The organism is Polaromonas sp. C04, assembly GCF_002002705.1.
Taxonomy (GTDB): domain Bacteria; phylum Pseudomonadota; class Gammaproteobacteria; order Burkholderiales; family Burkholderiaceae_C; genus Rhodoferax_A.
In genome coordinates, this window is sequence record NZ_MUNS01000034.1 from 56494 (window position 1) to 74083 (window position 17590).

Sequence of the window (17590 nt, forward strand, 5' to 3'; positions counted from 1 at the left end):
AATGACAGACCGAAGTTATTTGGTCAGCACAAAGCCCTTGAGTTTGCCAAACGCACCGTCCACCAGGGCTTTTTGCTGCTCCTGGTGCAGATGCGAATAGCCCGCCGCCGGCGATGCGGAGGCGGCGCGGCCCGAGTAGCCCAGCTTCTGTCCTTCGCGCATGTTTTCGTGAAGGTAGTGCTGGACAAAGAACCAGGCGCCCTGATTCTGCGGCTCGTCCTGACACCACACGATGTCGACCACGTTCGGATACCTCTTCAACTCCGCCGCAAACGCCTTGTGCGGGAAGGGATAGAGCTGCTCCACGCGCAGGATGACGACATCGTCCGCCTCTTTTTCCACACGCTTCTTGACCAGGTCGTAGTACACCTTGCCCGAGCACGCAATGACGCGCCTGACCTTGTCGGCCCTTTTGTTGATTTCTTCCTTGTGCTCCGGAATCACGGTCTGGAAGCTGCCTTTGGTGAATTCCGACAGCGGCGAGGCCGCGTCCTTGGCGCGCAGCAGCGACTTCGGCGTCAGGATGATCAGCGGCTTGCGCAGGTTGCGCACCATCTGGCGGCGCAGCACGTGGAAGATCTGGCTCGCCGTGGTGGGCTGTACCACCTGCATGTTGGTGTCGGCCGACAGCTGCATGAAGCGCTCGAGCCGCGCCGAACTGTGCTCCGGACCCTGTCCCTCATAGCCGTGCGGCAGCATCAGCGTGATGCCATTGACGCGGCCCCATTTGACTTCACCGCTCGCAATGAACTGGTCGATCACCACCTGGGCACCGTTGGCGAAGTCGCCAAACTGGGCTTCCCAGATCACCAGCGTGTTGGGATCGTTGGAGGCATAGCCGTACTCGAAGGCCAGCACCGCTTCTTCCGACAGGATCGAGTCGATGACGGTAAACGAGGCCTGGTTTTCGGCCACGTTCTGCAGCGGCGTGTAGGTACCGATATCCCATTTTTCGCGGTTCTGGTCGTGAATCACGGAGTGGCGGTGCGAAAAGGTGCCGCGCCCGGAGTCTTCTCCCGACAACCGGATGGGGTAGCCGCTGGCCACGAGCGACGCAAAGGCCATGTGCTCGCCCATGCCCCAATCCACCGGAATGTCGCCGCGGCCCATCGCGGCGCGGTCGTCGTAGACCTTTTTCACCAGCATGTGCGGCGTCACCGTGGCGGGGATGGTGGTGATTTTTTCAGCCAGTCGCTTCCATTCCGCCATGGGAATGGCGGTGTCGCCGGCGTCGGTCCATTTTTTGCCGAGATAGGGCGCCCAGTCGACCGCGTATTTGCTCTTGAAATTGGTCAGCACCGGATCAAAAGTGCTCTTGCCCGCATCCAGCGCGACGCGCATCGCCTTCACCATGTCGTCCCCCAGCGTCGCGCCCATGCCTTGTGCCGACAGTTTGTCGGCGTAGAGTTTGCGCGTGCCGGGGTGAGCGGCAATTTTCTTGTACATCAGCGGCTGCGTCAGCGCCGGGGTGTCCTGTTCGTTGTGGCCGAGCTTGCGGAAACACACGATGTCGACCACCACGTCCTTCTGGAACTCCATACGGTAGTCGAGCGCAATCTGGGTCGCCAGCACCACGGCCTCGGGATCGTCGCCGTTCACATGCAGCACCGGCGCTTCGATCATCTTGACCACATCCGTGCAGTACAGCGAGGAGCGTGTGTCGCGCGGGTCGCTGGTGGTGAAGCCGATCTGGTTGTTGATCACGAGGTGCACAGTACCGCCCGTGAAATAGCCGCGTGTTTCGGCCAGCGCAAGCGTTTCCATCACCACGCCCTGGCCGGCGAAGGCCGCGTCGCCGTGCACGATCACCGGCAGCACCTGCTTGCCGTGCGGGTCGTCGCGGCGGTCCATGCGCGCGCGTACCGAGCCCTCGACCACAGGGTTGACAATTTCGAGGTGCGACGGGTTGAAAGCCAGCGACAAATGCACCGGTCCGCCAGGAGTCGTCACATCGGAGCTGAAACCCTGGTGGTATTTCACGTCGCCGCTGGACAGCTCTTCGGGGGCCGTGTGATCGAACTCGGCAAACAGATTGGCCGGCACCTTGCCCAGCGAATTCACCAGCACATTGAGGCGGCCGCGGTGCGCCATGCCAATCACGATTTCCTGCAGGCCCATCTCTCCGCCACGCTGGATCAACTCGTCCATGCTGGCAATAAAGCTCTCCCCGCCTTCCAGCGAGAAGCGCTTCTGGCCGACGTACTTGGTGTGCAGAAAGCGCTCCAGGCCTTCGGCCGCGGTCAGCCGGTCCAGGATATGCAGCTTCTTCTCCGGGGTGAAATTGGGCTTGCTGCGGATGCTCTCGAGTTTTTGCTGCCACCAGCGCTTTTTGATCTGGTCGGTGGCGTACATGTACTCGGCGCCGATCGTGCCGCAATAGGTTTCGCGCAGCGCATTGAGCAGATCGCGCAGGGACATGGTGTCCTTGCCGAAGAACGTGTTGCCGGTGTCAAACACCGTTTCCTGGTCGGCATCGGTGAAGCCGTAAAACGACGGCTCCAACTCCGGAATCTTCTCGCGCTCGGTCCGCTTCAGGGGGTCGAGGTCGGCCCAGCGGGCACCGACGTTGCGATAGGCGGCAATCAATTGCTGGACCGCGGTGCGCTTGCGCCCCATCTCTGCGTCGACGCTGGCCACGACCACTCGCGTCTGCCCCTGTTTGGCGCGGTCGGCGAAGGCGTTGACAACCGGCAAATGCGGTACGTCCTTCGCGTTGCTGCCATCGACGGCGGGCACATGCTGCAAGGCATCGAAGTAATCGCGCCAGTTGTCGGGCACGCTGCCCGGATTGCCCAAGTAGTTTTCGTACAACTCTTCGACATAAGGCGCGTTGCCGCCGAAGAGATAGGTGTTGCCTTGATAGGCCTGGTATGCCGACACTGGCGGCGTCGACGATTGCTCGCTCATATTGCGCTGACCTCCGTTCCCCTGCGGGAAACATAAGCTGGTTAAATTACCTCCCGCGACACGGCTAGACCGATTGGCGGATGCGACAGTGGCTGGAAGGGCCCGGGTGCAGCCGCAATTGTGCCACTGAACCGGCCGCAGGGCACACCGCCCTGCCGCGTCCGCACCGGCAAGGCAGCTAGGCGCTGGCGACCAGATCCCTGATCTGGCGCAGCGCCGAGGGGTCGTCCATGCTGCTCAAATCCCCCGTGTCGCGGCCTTCACACACCGCCTGGATGGCGCGGCGCAACAATTTGCCGCTGCGTGTTTTTGGCAGCAGCGTCACAAACCGCACGCGTGACGGCCGGGCGAAGGCCCCCAGTTGCCCCTCGACCAGCTTCATTACTTCGCCCTCCAGCTGCAGGCGGGCCCGCTCATCATTCACGGTGCTGGCATCCTTGGCCACAACGAACGCCATGGCCACCTGCCCCTTGAGTTTGTCCGCCACCCCCACCACGGCCACCTCGGCGACGTTGGGATGGCTGGAGATGCTCTCTTCAATTTCGCGTGTGCCCAGCCGGTGGCCGGCGACGTTGATCACGTCGTCGGTGCGGCCCAGGATAAAGAAGTAGCCGTCCTTGTCGCGAATGCCCCAGTCGAACGTGCTGTAAACCATTTTTCCGGGCACCGTTTCCCAGTAGGTCTTGACAAACCGCGCGTCATCGCGCCACACCGTTTGCATGCAGCCCGGTGGCAACGGCCCTTCGATCGCCACCACCCCCTTCTCGCCTGCGCCGACCAGTTCCTCACCGGTGATCTCGTTGAGCAGTTTCACGTCGAAGCCATACATTGCAACCCCCGGGCTGCCGAATTTGCTGGGCGCTTTTTCGACGCCGTTGGCAATCGTCAGGATCGGCCAGCCGGTCTCGGTCTGCCAGTAGTTGTCGATGACCGGCACGCCCAGCGCATCGCTGATCCATTGCGCAGTGGGTTCGTCCAGCGGCTCGCCGGCGAGGTACAGGGTTTTCAGGCTGGAAATGTCGTACTTCTTGAGGTAGGCGGGGTCGTGCTTCTTGAGCACACGCACCGCCGTGGGCGCCGAGAACAGCTGCGTGACCTTGTACTTCTCGACCAGTTGCCACCAGATGCCCGGGTTGGGTTCACCATCGATCCCGCGGGTCGGCAAACCTTCGTACATGATCGTGGCCATGCCCGCAATCAAGGGGCCATAGACGATGTAGCTGTGTCCCACCACCCAGCCGATGTCGCTGGTGGAAAAGTAGGTTTCCCCCGCCTTGCCACCAAAGATGTATTTCATGCTGGCGGCCAGCGCGACCGCGTAGCCGCCGGTGTCGCGCTGCACGCCCTTGGGGTTGCCCGTGGTGCCGCTGGTGTAGATGGTGTAGCTGATCTCGTTGGATTCGAGCCACTCACAGGGCACCGTCGCATCCATGTGTTTTTCCCGCAAAGGCGCCCACAGATGGTCGCGGCCAGCGACCAACGTCATGGCAGACAGGCCGCGATCCACCAGCAGCACGGCGTCGGGTTTGTGGCTGGACAGACGGATCGCCTCATCGAGCAGCGGCTTGTACTCCACCACCTTGCCGCCACGCGAGCCCGCATCGGCGCTGATGATGAGCTTGGGGCTGGCATCCTCGATGCGGCTGGCCACGCTGACGCTGGCAAAGCCGCCGAACACCACGGAATGAATGGCGCCGATGCGCGCGCACGCCAGCATGGCAAAGGCGGCTTCGGCAATCATGGGCATGTAAATCAACACGCGGTCGCCCTTTTGCACCCCGAGCTCCCTCAAGACGGCGGCAGTGCGCTGCACCTCCGCGTGCAGCTCGCGGAACGAGTAGGTCTTCTCGGTGCCGGTTTCGGTCGATACGTAGATCAGGGCGGCCTGGTCGGGCCGGTCCTTGAGGTGCCGGTCCACCGCGTTGTGGCACAGGTTGGTGGTGCCACCGACGTACCAGCGCACGAACGGCGGGCGGCTGTAGTCGCAGATCTGCTGCGGCGGTGTTTTCCAGTCGATCAACCCGGCCTGCTCGGACCAGAATGCGTCGCGATCGTGCAGCGAACGGCGGTAAAAGTCGGCGTACTTCGTCATCCATGTCTCCTTCGAATCTTGTTGCACTCCACTTTACTTCACTTCAATTTCACTTGATCAACGCGTGCGCCGCCTTGAAGTCCGGGTGCTCGGCCGTGCGCAGCCACTCGAACGCGACCATTTCGGTAGTCACCAGCTCGGCCCCCGCACCGGCCAGCCGGTCAAAGGCCGCGTCGCGGTTGCGCTCGGTACGCGAACCGCAGGCGTCGGTCACGACCCACACGTCGAACTCGTCTTCGAGCAAATCGAGCGCCGTCTGCAGCAGGCAGACGTGGGCCTCGCAACCGGCGATCACAATCATGTCGCGCTCGCTCCCGCCAGCCGGTTTTTGCAGGTGTTTGGGCAGGCTGCGCGCATTGCCCTGCGGCGCTTTGACGGGCGGGCGCAGCCATTCGCCCAGGCCCTCCTCCACTGCGCTGAAGTGCATTTTGCTCAGCGTCTTGTCGCACAGGGCGCGCAGCTCGGGCGCATTTTCGCCAAGCCGGGACGGGTTTTGCTCGGTGCCCCACACGGGCACCCCCATCAGGCGGGCCAGCTGCCCCAGGCGCGCGGCATTGGCGACGACCGCTGCGCCCTCAAAAATCGCAGGCAGCAGGCGGATCTGGTAGTCCACCAGCACGAGTTGGGATTCGGCGGCGTCGAGCAGCATGATGGCATCCGGTAGGAGTTAGCAGTTTCTAAAGATCTAAAGAGTGCGCAGGGGGTTGCGATTCAACTTTAACCGCAGCGCGCACCGTCGCTTAAAAAAGATCAGCCTGCGGCGAGGCGGCCGGGTCTGACTCCGCGCCGCCCGCATTCAGCAACGCATCCGGTTGGCCATACCGCGCGCCCAGTTGTTCCACGTAGCGTTTGAACAGCGCCGGCGCCGATTGCCCGAACATGCGGATGCGACCGGTGTGCTGGAGCAGCAGCAGGCCCACGCCATGGGCGAACAGCGCCGTGGCTTCGCGCAGCGCGTCGCCCGCCGACAAGCCCATCGCCCGCAGCGCCGCCTCGCAGGGACGCAGCGCGTCATGCAGGCGCTCGTTGAGCCGGGTGTTGAGTTCGCTGGTCAGGCCGCGCGGGCGCAGGCCCTGCACCAGGTAAAACCCGAGATCCAGATCGCGCGGGTTGGCCGCGTAAAAGCCAAACCAGGCCTGCGCCTTGGATTGCAGGGTTTTGTCCGGCCGGTTCTTCACCACCCGCGCCGCCTCGACGGCACCGTTCAGACGCTCCAGCGACTCCCCCAGCAGCGCGCCGTAAATAGCTTCCTTGCTGTCGAAATAGGAATAAATCGCGCCGGGCGTGTAGCCGGCTTTTTTGGCAATCTCGCGGATGCTGGCGCCTTCGATGCCGGCCTCGGAGAATACCGCGCGAGCGGCGTCGAGCACCAGGGCGCGGCGTGCATCGGTCATGGTTTGCTGGCGCTGGTGCTTGGCTTGCATGGGTTAACTATAGCGGCCCACTTGACCCGTTCATCAATTTCATGAACGCAAATAAGTTAATTTAAACAACGTTTAAATTATTGTACATTCACCAATTAAATGACTTACCCAGCGGCTTTTGTCACCTGCAACCCTTTTCCTGAATACAAGGAAGCTCAGCCATGAACACGCCCGCCCCCACAGCTCTGATGATGTCTGGCGCCGACTACCGCGAGTCGCTGCGCCGCTACCAGCCCACCATCTACGTCGATGGCCGCAAGATCGACGGCGTGGCCGACGAGCCGGCGTTCCAGCCCGGCATCAACGCCATCGCGCTCACCTATGACTACGCCCTGAAACCCCAGTACGCGCCCCTCTTGACAGCGGTGCAGCACACCAGCGGCAAACTGGTAAACCGGCTGAGCCATATCAACACCAGTTCGGGCGACCTGCTCAACAAGCTCGAGGCCGTGCGCCTGGTCTGCCAGGAAACCGGCTGCGCCCAGCGCTACCTGACGCACGACGCGCTCAACGCCATCGGCCAGGTCAGCGCGCGCATTGACGACGCCCGCGGCACGACCGAGAACACCGCACGCTTCACCGAGTACCTGCACCGCGTGCAGGACCAGGACCTGACGCTGGGCGTGGCCATGACCGACGCCAAGGGCGACCGCAGCCGGCGCCCGCACGAGCAGGCCAACATCGACACGTATGTTCACGTCGTCGAGCGCAGCGCGCTCCGCAATGGCCGGCGCGGCATCGTCATCAGCGGCACCAAGGCCATCGTGACCGGCGCGCCCTATATGCACGAGCTGCTGGTCATGCCGTGTCGCAACATGGGCCGCGAAGACGCGGACTTCGCCGTCTGCTGCGCGGTGCCCATCGACGCACCGGGCCTCATCATCGTGGCCCGGCCCGCAGGCCGCCCGGGCGAAAAGGTCGAGCACGGCGCCGCGCTGTTCAGCCGCAAATACGGCCAGAGCACCGGTGTGGTGATGTTCGACAAGGTGTTTGTGCCGATGGAGCATGTGTTCTACGCCGGCGAGTGGGAACACTCGCGCCACCTGACCTACAGCTACGCCACGCACCACCGCCACACCTGCATCGGCGCGCGCGCCGGTTTTGGCGACCTGCTGATCGGCGCCGGCGCGCTGATGTGCGAGGCCAACGGCTTCGATCCGGGCAAGGAATCGCACCTGCGCGAGCAAATGGTCGAACTCATCACCATTGTTGAGAGCTTCTTCGCCTGTGGCGTCGCCGCCAGCGTGTATGGCAAGACCGACGAACACAGCCGCAGCTTCATGCCCGACCCGGTGTTCAGCAACATCGGCAAGCTGCTGCTGGCCACCAAAATCTACGACATGCACCGCATTGCCCACTACGTGAGTGGCGGCCTGATCGTCACCCTGCCCGGCCCCGACGAAGACCACAACCCCGAGACCGCGGCGCGGCTATCGGAGGTGCTGCGCGCCAACCCCGACGTGCCGTATGAGCAGCGTATCGAGACGGCGCGCTTCATCGAAGACCTGACGGCCGGCTACCAGGGCGGCTGGTATAGCGTGATCAGCCTGCACGGCGGTGGCTCGCCCGCCGCGATGAAGCAGGAGATTTACCGCAATTATCCCGTAGGCTCCAAGGTGGAGCTGGTCGAGCGGCTGCTGGACCGCGGCGTGGCGCACGACCCCGGCCGCGCCATCACGAAGAATCGGCAACCGGGCCGATGCTGTGACACGGGATGCACCACGCCGGGCCAGCCGGTGATGGTGGATTTGCCCAGCGTGCAGGCGACGCTGCCGTCGAAGCGGGTGCGCGAGTAGCGCCGTCAAATACAGGCGCAACTGGAGGCGGTCGGGTCGATCAGGGCCCGACCATTCTCTGACGACACCTCAGATATGCAGCGCGTGGCCCAGCGCGCGCAATGCGGCTTCCTGCACGGCCTCGCCGAGCGTAGGGTGTGCGTGAATGGTGCCGGCCACATCCTCAAGCCGCGCGCCCATCTCGATGGATTGCGAGAACGCGGCGCTCAACTCGGACACGCCACGCCCCACGGCCTGCCAGCCCACGATCAGGTGGTTGTCGCGCCGCGCCACGACGCGCACGAAACCGTCGGTGGACTCGATCGTCATGGCCCGGCCGTTGGCGGCGAAGGGAAACGATGCAGCGATGAAGTCCAGGCCAGCCTGGGCCGCATCCTGCGGCGTCTGGCCGGCCACCACCACCTCGGGATCGGTGAAACACACGGCGGGGATCGCTGCCGGCGCAAAGTGCCGGCGCGTGCCTGCGATGATCTCGGCCACCATCTCGCCCTGCGCCATGGCGCGGTGCGCCAGCATGGGCTCGCCCGTCAGGTCGCCGATCGCCCAGACGCCGCGCATCGAGGTGCGGCACTGGTCGTCGATCTGCACCGCCGGCCCTTTCATGTCGAGCATCAGGGTTTCCAGACCCCAGCCTTGCGTGCGCGGGCGCCGGCCAACCGCCACCAGCACCTGGTCAGCCGGCAACTCCGATTCTTCACCCTTCGCATCGCGCACCCGCACCGCATCACCATTGGCATTCAAGCCCTGCACGGTGTGACCGAGCAGCAGTTGCACGCCCTGGCGACGCAGCGACGCCAGCACCGGCTTGGTAAGTTCTTCATCGTAGGCGGGCAACACACGGTCCAGCGCCTCGACCACCGCGACCTCGGCCCCGAGCTTGCGGTAGGCCATGCCCAGTTCCAGACCGATGTAACCGGCACCGACGACGACCAGACGCTTGGGCAGTGTTTGCGGCGCCAGCGCCTGCGTGGACGAGATGACGCGCCCGCCAAACGGCATGAACGGCAGCGCCACCGCCAGCGAGCCCGGCGCCAGCAGCAGCTGCTCGCAGACGATGCGCCGCGGCGCGGCATCTGCACTGGTGCCATGCTCCTGTACCTCGACCGTCTTGCCGTCGATGATCCTGGCCCAGCCCCGCACCACCTGCACGCCGTTTTTCTTCAGCAGCGCGGCCACGCCGCTGGTCAGCTTGTGGACAATGCCATCCTTCCAGCGCACCGTTTGCGCCAGATCGATGCGTGGCGCTGCGACATGAATGCCCAGCGCCGAATCCTGCGCATAGTGGCATGTCTTCTCGAACTCCTCGGCGGCGTGGATCAGTGCCTTGGACGGGATGCAGCCGATGTTCAGGCAGGTGCCGCCCAGTTGCTCACCCTCCACCAGCGTGGTAGCGACGCCCAGTTGCGCGGCGCGGATAGCGGCAACATAACCGCCCGGGCCGCCACCGATGACCAGCAGCTTGGTTGATTGCGTAGCCATGGCTTACTCCACAAACAGGGTGGCCGGGCACTCGAGCAAGCCGCGCAGCACCTGGATAAATTCGGCGGCATGCAGGCCGTCGACGACGCGATGATCAAACGACGACGACAGGTTCATCATCAGCCGCGGCACCACCACGTTAGCGCGCATCATCGGGCGCTCGACCATGCGGTTGACGCCGACGATCGCCACTTCCGGGTGGTTGATCACCGGTGTGGACACAATGCCGCCCAGCGCACCCAGGCTAGTAATGGTGATGGTCGAACCCGTCAGTTCCTCGCGCGTGGCCTTGCCTGTGCGTGCAGCCTCGGCCAGGCGCGCGATCTCGGCCGCGCTGACCCACAGGTCGTGGCCTTCAGCGTGGCGCAACACCGGCACCATCAGGCCGGCTTCGGTCTGCGTGGCAATGCCGATGTGAACGGCGCCGTGGCGCGTCACCACGCCCGCATCGTCGTCGAAGCGCGCATTGATCTGCGGAAACTCGCGCACCGCCAGCACCACGGCGCGGATCAGCAGGGGCAGTACCGTCAGACGCGTGCGCTCGGCGCCCCAGCGCTCGTTCAGACGCTTGCGCAGCGCCTCCAGTTCGGTCACATCGATTTCTTCGACGTAGGTGAAGTGCGGAATGCGGCGCTTGGCCTCCTGCATCTTCTGCGCAATCTTGCGGCGCAGCCCGATGACGGGAATCGCCTCTTCGTCATGCCGCAGCGCGTAACGCGCGCCACCGGCAGCTGGCTGTTGCTGCCCGGCCGCGCCGCGCGCGACGTAAGCGTCGAGGTCTTCGTGCATGATGCGGCCCGCGGCACCGCTGCCGTGCACATATTGCAACTCGATGCCGAGCTCCCAGGCGCGTCGGCGCACCGCCGGTGAGGCAATTGGTTTGTCGCCGGGTTGGCGCGTTGACGGTGCAGCAGTAGCCGGCGCAGCGCGCCCCGGCGCGGGCTTGGGCTGGGCCGCCGCCGGGGCCACAGAGACTGCAGGCGGGACCGGTGCCATAGCCTTCGCCACAGGAGGTGGGGCCGAAGCGGGGGCTGGGGGAGCGGTGGACGCACTGGCGGCGCTGGCATTGCCCTCGCCCTCCACTTCGATGCGGATCAACTCACTGCCCACCGCCATCACCTGACCGACCGCGCCGCCGAGCGCCAGTACCTTGCCCACCACCGGCGAGGGAATCTCGACGGTCGCCTTGTCGGTCATGACGTCGGCCAGAATCTGGTCCTCGGCCACCGTCTCGCCGGGCTGCACGCGCCAGGCCACGAGTTCCACTTCGGCAATGCCTTCGCCGATGTCCGGCATCTTGATCACGTGAATGCCCATCATGCCTCCATCGCGCGTTGGAACGCCGCCGCGACCCGCGCCGGCCCGGGGAAATACGCCCACTCCTGCGCGTGCGGATACGGCGTGTCCCAGCCGGTCACACGCTCGATCGGCGCCTCCAGGTGGTAGAAGCAGTGCTCCTGCACCAGCGCCGTCAGTTCGGCGCCAAAGCCGCTGGTGCGCGTCGCCTCGTGCACCACCACGCAGCGCCCGGTCTTCTTGACCGATGCGACGATGGTGTCCAGGTCCAGCGGCCACAGGCTGCGCAGGTCGATGATCTCGGCATCGATGCCGGTCTGCTTGGCCGCGGCTTCCGACACGAACACCATGGTGCCGTAGGTCAGCACCGTCAATTCTGCGCCGGGGCGGAAGACGGCGGCCGACTCCAGCGGCACCGTGTAATAGCCCTCGGGCACCTCGCCCAGCGGGTGCTTCGACCACGGCACCACCGGCTTGTCGTGGTGGCCGTCGAACGGCCCGTTGTACAGGCGCTTGGGTTCGAGAAAGATGACAGGGTCGTCGTTCTCGATCGAGGCAATCAGCAGGCCCTTGGCGTCGTAGGGGTTGGACGGTATCACCGTGCGCAGACCGCTGACATGCGTGAACAGCGCCTCCGGACTCTGGCTGTGCGTCTGCCCGCCGTAGATGCCGCCGCCGCAGGGCATGCGGATCGTCAAGGGTGCGGTGAAGTCACCGGCGGAGCGATGGCGCAGGCGTGCCGCCTCCGAAACGATCTGGTCGGAGGCCGGATAGAAGTAGTCGGCAAACTGGATTTCGGCCACTGGGCGCAGGCCGTATGCGCCCATGCCGACCGCCACGCCGACGATGCCGCCCTCGGAGATGGGCGTGTCGAACACACGCGAAGTGCCGTACTTCGCCTGCAGCCCTTCGGTGCAGCGGAACACACCGCCAAAATAACCCACGTCCTGGCCGAACACCACGACGTTGCTGTCGCGCGCCAGCATCACATCCATCGCCGAGCGCAGCGCCTGGATCATGGACATCGGCGTCGTTTTCAGGTTGTTGTTTTCATCGGCCATGGTCAGACTCCGAGCTGTTGACGCTGCCGGCGCAGGTGCTCGGGCATGTCTTTGTAAACGCCCTCGAACATGGTCGCGGCACTGGGCATGCGGCCGTCGGTCAGCGTTCCATAGCGCTCCGCCTCTTTCTGCGCGGCGCCCACCTCGGCCTCCAGTTCCTTTTGCACCTGCTCGTGCTCGGGCTGCGACCAGGCTTGGATGCCGATCAGATGCTGCTTCAGACGCGCGATCGGGTCGCCCAGCGGGAAGCGGGCGGGATCATCGGCGGGGCGGTACTTGCTGGGATCGTCCGAGGTCGAGTGCGGGCCGGCCCGATAGGTAACCCACTCAATCAGCGTCGGCCCGAGGTTGCTGCGCGCGCGCTCGGCAGCCCACATGGAGGCGGCGTACACCGCAAGAAAATCATTGCCGTCGACGCGCAGCGAGGCGATGCCGCAGCCGACACCGCGTCCCGCGAACGTCGTGCCCTCGCCGCCGGCAATCGCCTGGAAGGTCGAGATTGCCCACTGGTTGTTGACCACATTAAGAATGACCGGCGCGCGGTACACGTGGGCAAACGTGAGCGCGGTATGGAAATCGGCTTCGGCGGTGGCGCCATCGCCGATCCAGCCCGAGGCGATCTTGGTGTCGCCCTTGATCGCCGAGGCCATGCCCCAGCCCACCGCCTGGATGAACTGCGTCGCCAGGTTGCCCGAGATCGAGAAAAAGCCGGCGCGCTTGTACGAGTACATCACGGGCAGCTGCCGGCCCTTGAGCGGATCGTGCTCGTTCGACATGAGCTGGCAGATCATCTCGACCATGGAAATATCGTCGCGCGAGAGCAGCAGGCCCTGCTGCCGGTAGGTCGGAAAGCACATGTCGCCGGGCGCCAGTGCCATGGCGTGCGCGACGGCAATCGCCTCCTCGCCCAGGCATTGCATGTAAAACGAGATCTTTTTCTGGCGCTGCGCGATCAGCATGCGCGCATCGAAGACACGCGTTTTCATCATGGCGCGCAGCCCACGGCGCAGCAATTCCTTGTCCACCTGCGGCGCCCAGGGCCCGACGGCCTGTCCGTCGTCGTCGAGCACCCGCACCACGCTGCGCGCCAGATCGCCGGTGTCGGCCGGCGCAGTGTCCACCGGCGGCCGTCGCACCTCGCCGGCGCGTGACAGATGCAGGTAGGAAAAATCGGTCTCCTGGCCGGGGCGCCCGGTCGGCTCCGGCACGTGCAGATGCAGGGGTTCGTTCTGGCTCATTCGCGTCACTCCTCGCTCGATCATGTCTTGCGTCTGGTCGCTGTGGCCGGATCGGCACGCGCGGGTAGCGCTCGCCGTCCGGATCCTGTCTTGGTGCCATGGGGTTGCCGCGCGCACCAATTACGGGTGAATCGTAACTGAATTTATGAGTGCAGTGCGCTTCGGACTTGCGCCGTGATCTCGAAGGAGCGAAGGCTCGCGGCATGGTCGAAGCACTGCGCCACAATCATCAACTCGTCCGCGCCAGTGCGGTCGATGAAGGCCTGGAGCCCTGCCTGCACCGTGGCGGGGGAGCCGATCGCCGAGCACGACAGGACCTGCGCGAGCAGCGCATGCTCCTGCGGGCCGATGCGGCTCAAATAATCGGCCTGTGGAGGCGGCAGGCGCGACGGGCGCCCGCTGCGCAGGTTCACAAAGGCCTGCTGCTTCGAGGTGGCAAGAAACGCGGCCTCCTCGTCGGTGTCGGCCGCGATGACGTTGAAGCCCAGCATCACGTACGGCTTTTGCAGTTGCTTCGAAGGCCGGAAATTGGCACGGTACAGGGCCACAGCCTCCATCATCTGGGCGGGTGCGAAATGCGAGGCGAACGCATACGGCAAGCCGAGCGCCGCCGCCAGTTGCGCGCCGAACAGGCTGGAGCCCAGTATCCATACCGGCACGTTGGCGCCGGAGCCAGGCACGGCGCGCACCGGCAGCCGCGGATCGGCCGCGAAGTACGCCATCAATTCGACCACGTCCTGCGGGAACTCGTCGGCGTCCGAGGCGAGGTTGCGCCGCAGCGCCCGCGCCGTGACCTGGTCCGAGCCGGGCGCACGGCCCAGCCCGAGGTCGATGCGCCCCGGATACAGCGACTCCAGCGTGCCAAACTGCTCGGCGATCACCAGCGGCGAATGGTTGGGCAGCATGATGCCGCCGGCGCCCACGCGAATCGTCGAGGTCGCGCCGGCCACGTGTCCGATCAGTATCGAGGTCGCCGCGCTCGCGATGCCCGGCATGCCGTGGTGTTCGGCCAGCCAGAAGCGCCGGTAGCCCCAGCGCTCCGCATGCTGGGCCAGATCACGGGTGTTGCGAAACGACAGGGCGGCGTCGCCCCCTTCGATGATGGGGGACAGGTCGAGAATGGAAAAGGGAATCATGGGCAGCAGACGGGGATGTTGAGAAATTCGGGCCGGGTCTCAGACCGGCGGGCTCACTGAGGCAGCAGCCGGATCAGCCGGCCTGCCGGATTATCGGTCAGCACATACAACAGGCCATCCGGCCCCTGCCGCACATCGCGGATGCGCTCATCGAGTTCGGTCAGCAGCTTCTCCTCATGCACCACCCGGCCCTTGAACGGCTCGCTCAGCTCGATCCGGTCGAGGTAATGAAACTTGAGCGAGCCGACGAACAGGTTGCCCCGCCAGGTGCGGCCGTAACGCTCGCTGCTCAGGAAGGCCATGCCGGACGGCGCGATCGACGGCGTCCAGTAGTGCAGCGGCTGCTCCATGCCCTCTTTGGCGGTGATGCCTTCGCCGATCTTGCCGCCGCCGTAGTTTTCGCCATAGGTGATGACGGGCCAGCCGTAGTTGCGCCCGGGCAGCGGCAGGTTGATCTCGTCGCCGCCCTGCGGGCCGTGTTCGTGCTCCCACAGCGTGCCGTCGGGCGCGAGCGTGGCGCCCTGCGGGTTGCGATGCCCGTAGCTCCATATCTCGGGCAGGGCCCCGGGCCGTCCCACGAACGGGTTGTCCTGAGGCACCGTGCCGTCCTTGGCGATGCGCAAGATCTTGCCGAGGTCGTTGTCCAGCGTCTGTGCATCCTGCATGTGCGTGTAGCGCTCGCCCAGCGTCAGGAACAGCGTGCCATCGGGCTTGCCATCCTTGAGCCGCTCGACGATCCGGCAGCCGAACTGCAGGCTGCCGGCGGCCTTGGGCTGCTGACGAAAAATCACCCTGACGTTCTCGAGCCGCGCACGATCCGGCGAGAGTTCCGCGCGCGCCAGCGCGGTGCCGCTGGTGTTGCCCGTAGCGGCGGGCTCCGAGTAGCAGAAGTACAGCGTGCGGTTGCGCGCAAAGCCCGAGTCCAGTACCAGGTCGAGCAAGCCGCCCTGCCCGCCCGCGGCCACTGGCGGCACGCCCGCCACGGGCGAAGCCAGACGCCCGTTGGCCTCGACCACGCGCAGGCGGCCCGGGCGCTCGGTCACCAGGAAGCGCCCTTCAGGCAAAAACGCCACGGCCCAGGGATGTTCGAGGTGGGTCGCCACCACCTCGGGGCGCACGCTTTGGGCTTGCGCGCTCCAGCCGGAGATTATCAAAACAATAGCTGCAAGCGCTTGTCTGACAAGGGCTGAAGGCATATTTTCCTCACAATCAAGGACAGAACCGGTCAGCCGATCTTCACGACGACGCGCCCGCGCAACTGACCCGACATCAGCTCATGGGCCTTGGCAATCGCGGCGTCCAGCGTTACTTCCGTGGTGATCGATTCCAGCAACTGGGGGTTCAGGTCACGCGCCAGCCGGTCCCAGGCGCGCTGGCGCTTCGGCAAAGGCGCCATCACCGAATCCACACCGGCCAGCGTCACGCCGCGCAGGATGAAGGGCATTACCGTGGTCGGCAGATCCGCCCCCTGCGCCAGCCCGCAGGCCGCCACCACGCCGCCATAACGCGTCTGCGCCAGCGCATTGGCCAGCGTGTGCGAGCCGACCGGGTCCACCACCGCGGCCCAGCGCTCCTTCTGGAACGGCTTGCCGGCGGCGGACAGCCCGGCGCGGTCGATCACCGACGTCGCGCCCAATGACTTGAGGTAGGCCTCTTGGCTCGCCTTGCCCGTGGCCGCCACCACGGTGTAGCCCAGCTTGCCCAGCAGCGCGATCGCCACGCTGCCAACGCCGCCGGTGGCTCCAGTGACCAGAACCTCGCCGGACTCGGGCTTCACACCATGATCTTCCAGCGCCAGCACGCAGAGCATGGCGGTGTAGCCCGCCGTGCCGATGGCCATGGCCTGACGCGCGCTAAAGACGGATGGCAGCTTGACCAGCCAGTCGCCCTTGAGCCGCGCCTTTTCGGCCAGACAGCCCCAATGCGTCTCGCCGACGCCCCAGCCGTTGTGGATGAACGCGTCGCCCGCGCGCCACGCCGGGTGGCTGGATTCGAGCACCGTGCCCGCACCGTCGATGCCCGCCACCATCGGCCAGGTGCGCACCACCGGGCCCTTGTTGGTGATGGCCAGGCCGTCCTTGTAGTTAAGCGTGGAGTAATCCACCTTGACGGTCACATCGCCGACCGGCAGCGCTGCTTCATCCACCTCTTTGACGGTGGCCGAGAAGGTCTCGTTTTTTTCCAGCAGCAGGGCTTTGAACATGGGTTTGTCTCCAGAAAGATGGGGTTAGAGTGGGTTGAATTGAAACACTTTTATCGGATGGCCGGTGCCGCTGGCAAGCTCCCAAGATGGCCATTTTGTGAAGTTCAGTAAAGTAAAGTTCAACGAACTCATTATGAATCAATAACTTACAACGATTTCCTCACTTGACTTCACAATAAAATGCCACTAACCTGCAGCCCATGTCCAAATGGCTCCTGCTTTTCCTGTTCCTCTGCGCAAGTGCACAAGCCGCTCCTCCCTCCAGTCCAAATACGGACGACATGGACAAACTTCTCAGCGACAAGGGCCTGATCACCCAGATCGGCGGCCAGTTCGAGCAGGTGCGCCAGACGGTCAGCAGCAAGGCATCCGACCTGGTGGTCAACGCCATGGGGTTCCTTGGCGTACCGTACAAATATGGCGGTAATTCGGTCGATACCGGCGGCTTTGACTGCAGCGGCTTCGTGCGCGCCATCTATGAGCAAACGCTGGGCCTGGCGCTGCCGCGCCGCTCGGACCAGCAAGCCGCAGCCACCCAGGCCATCGACCGCAAGGACCTGCAACCCGGTGACCTGGTGTTTTTCAATACCATGCGGCGCGCCTTCAGCCACGTCGGTATCTACGTGGGCAACGGCAAATTTATCCATGCTCCCCGTACCGGCGCCGAAATTCGGGTCGAGGACATGGGCGGGAGCTACTGGCGTTCGCGCTTCAACGGCGCCCGCCGGGTCGAGACGGCCGACGCCGACAGGGCGGTGACTTCTGCTGCGCCCGTTTCAACGCCGGTTTCTGCTTCTGCCGCGGCTGCCCTACTGCGCTGATTTCACATCCCGTTCGCAACCCCGAGTGCGCTGAGCATTGACAGGCACCGGTAGCCGCCGAGCCGAGCCGGTCCGCCGTGTTGCCCGGCTGCAAAAGAAGTCGTACGCTGACAGGCTGTCAACCAACGAGGCCCCGC

13 protein-coding genes are annotated in these 17590 nt (G+C 64.8%); 2 read left to right on the forward strand and 11 right to left on the reverse strand.

Annotation, left to right across the window (positions count from 1 at the left end):
• Positions 1–15: 15 nt before the first annotated feature.
• From B0E49_RS13575 to B0E49_RS13590, 4 genes are all read right to left on the reverse strand, one after another.
• Entirely contained in the window at positions 16–2907 is a 2892-nt protein-coding gene (locus tag B0E49_RS13575) for a 2-oxoglutarate dehydrogenase E1 component (RefSeq protein WP_077562737.1), read from the reverse strand.
• A gap of 178 nt (positions 2908–3085) precedes the next feature.
• Positions 3086–4999, reverse strand: a complete 1914-nt coding sequence (locus B0E49_RS13580) for a propionate--CoA ligase (RefSeq protein WP_077562738.1) — start codon at positions 4997–4999, stop codon at positions 3086–3088.
• A 49-nt stretch (positions 5000–5048) separates the two neighbouring features.
• Positions 5049–5648, reverse strand: a complete 600-nt coding sequence (locus B0E49_RS13585; RefSeq protein ID WP_077562739.1) for an isochorismatase family protein — start codon at positions 5646–5648, stop codon at positions 5049–5051.
• A gap of 91 nt (positions 5649–5739) precedes the next feature.
• Positions 5740–6423: a TetR/AcrR family transcriptional regulator gene (locus tag B0E49_RS13590; RefSeq protein WP_077562740.1), complete on the reverse strand. Its 684-nt coding sequence runs from the start codon at positions 6421–6423 to the stop codon at positions 5740–5742.
• Between the two features lie 161 nt (positions 6424–6584).
• Between B0E49_RS13590 and B0E49_RS13595 the strand changes: the two genes are divergently transcribed.
• Positions 6585–8219: a 4-hydroxyphenylacetate 3-hydroxylase family protein gene (locus B0E49_RS13595; RefSeq protein ID WP_077562741.1), complete on the forward strand. Its 1635-nt coding sequence runs from the start codon at positions 6585–6587 to the stop codon at positions 8217–8219.
• Positions 8220–8288: 69 nt separating this feature from the next.
• On the opposite strand, the gene lpdA is transcribed toward B0E49_RS13595, so the two are convergent.
• The 7 genes from lpdA to acuI form a co-directional block, all read right to left on the reverse strand.
• Positions 8289–9698, reverse strand: a complete 1410-nt coding sequence (lpdA, locus tag B0E49_RS13600; protein ID WP_077562742.1) for a dihydrolipoyl dehydrogenase — start codon at positions 9696–9698, stop codon at positions 8289–8291.
• 3 nt (positions 9699–9701) lie between these two features.
• Positions 9702–11015: a dihydrolipoamide acetyltransferase family protein gene (locus B0E49_RS13605; protein ID WP_077562743.1), complete on the reverse strand. Its 1314-nt coding sequence runs from the start codon at positions 11013–11015 to the stop codon at positions 9702–9704.
• Entirely contained in the window at positions 11015–12055 is a 1041-nt protein-coding gene (locus tag B0E49_RS13610) for an alpha-ketoacid dehydrogenase subunit beta (protein WP_077562744.1), read from the reverse strand. Before B0E49_RS13610 ends, B0E49_RS13605 begins: the two co-directional genes overlap by 1 nt.
• A gap of 2 nt (positions 12056–12057) precedes the next feature.
• Positions 12058–13293 carry a 3-methyl-2-oxobutanoate dehydrogenase (2-methylpropanoyl-transferring) subunit alpha gene (locus B0E49_RS13615; protein WP_077562745.1) on the reverse strand — a complete coding sequence of 412 codons (1236 nt, stop codon included), beginning with the start codon at positions 13291–13293 and terminating at the stop codon, positions 12058–12060.
• 143 nt (positions 13294–13436) lie between these two features.
• Positions 13437–14429, reverse strand: a complete 993-nt coding sequence (locus B0E49_RS13620) for an LLM class flavin-dependent oxidoreductase (RefSeq protein ID WP_077562746.1) — start codon at positions 14427–14429, stop codon at positions 13437–13439.
• 53 nt (positions 14430–14482) lie between these two features.
• Positions 14483–15625 (reverse strand): PQQ-dependent sugar dehydrogenase, encoded by a 1143-nt coding sequence (locus tag B0E49_RS13625; protein ID WP_077562747.1) that lies wholly within the window; start codon positions 15623–15625, stop codon positions 14483–14485.
• A gap of 29 nt (positions 15626–15654) precedes the next feature.
• Entirely contained in the window at positions 15655–16632 is a 978-nt protein-coding gene (gene acuI, locus B0E49_RS13630) for an acrylyl-CoA reductase (NADPH) (protein WP_077562748.1), read from the reverse strand.
• Positions 16633–16832: 200 nt separating this feature from the next.
• Between acuI and B0E49_RS13635 the strand changes: the two genes are divergently transcribed.
• Positions 16833–17453, forward strand: coding sequence for a C40 family peptidase (locus tag B0E49_RS13635; protein WP_077562749.1), 621 nt, complete (start codon positions 16833–16835; stop codon positions 17451–17453).
• The last annotated feature ends 137 nt before the right edge of the window (positions 17454–17590 follow it).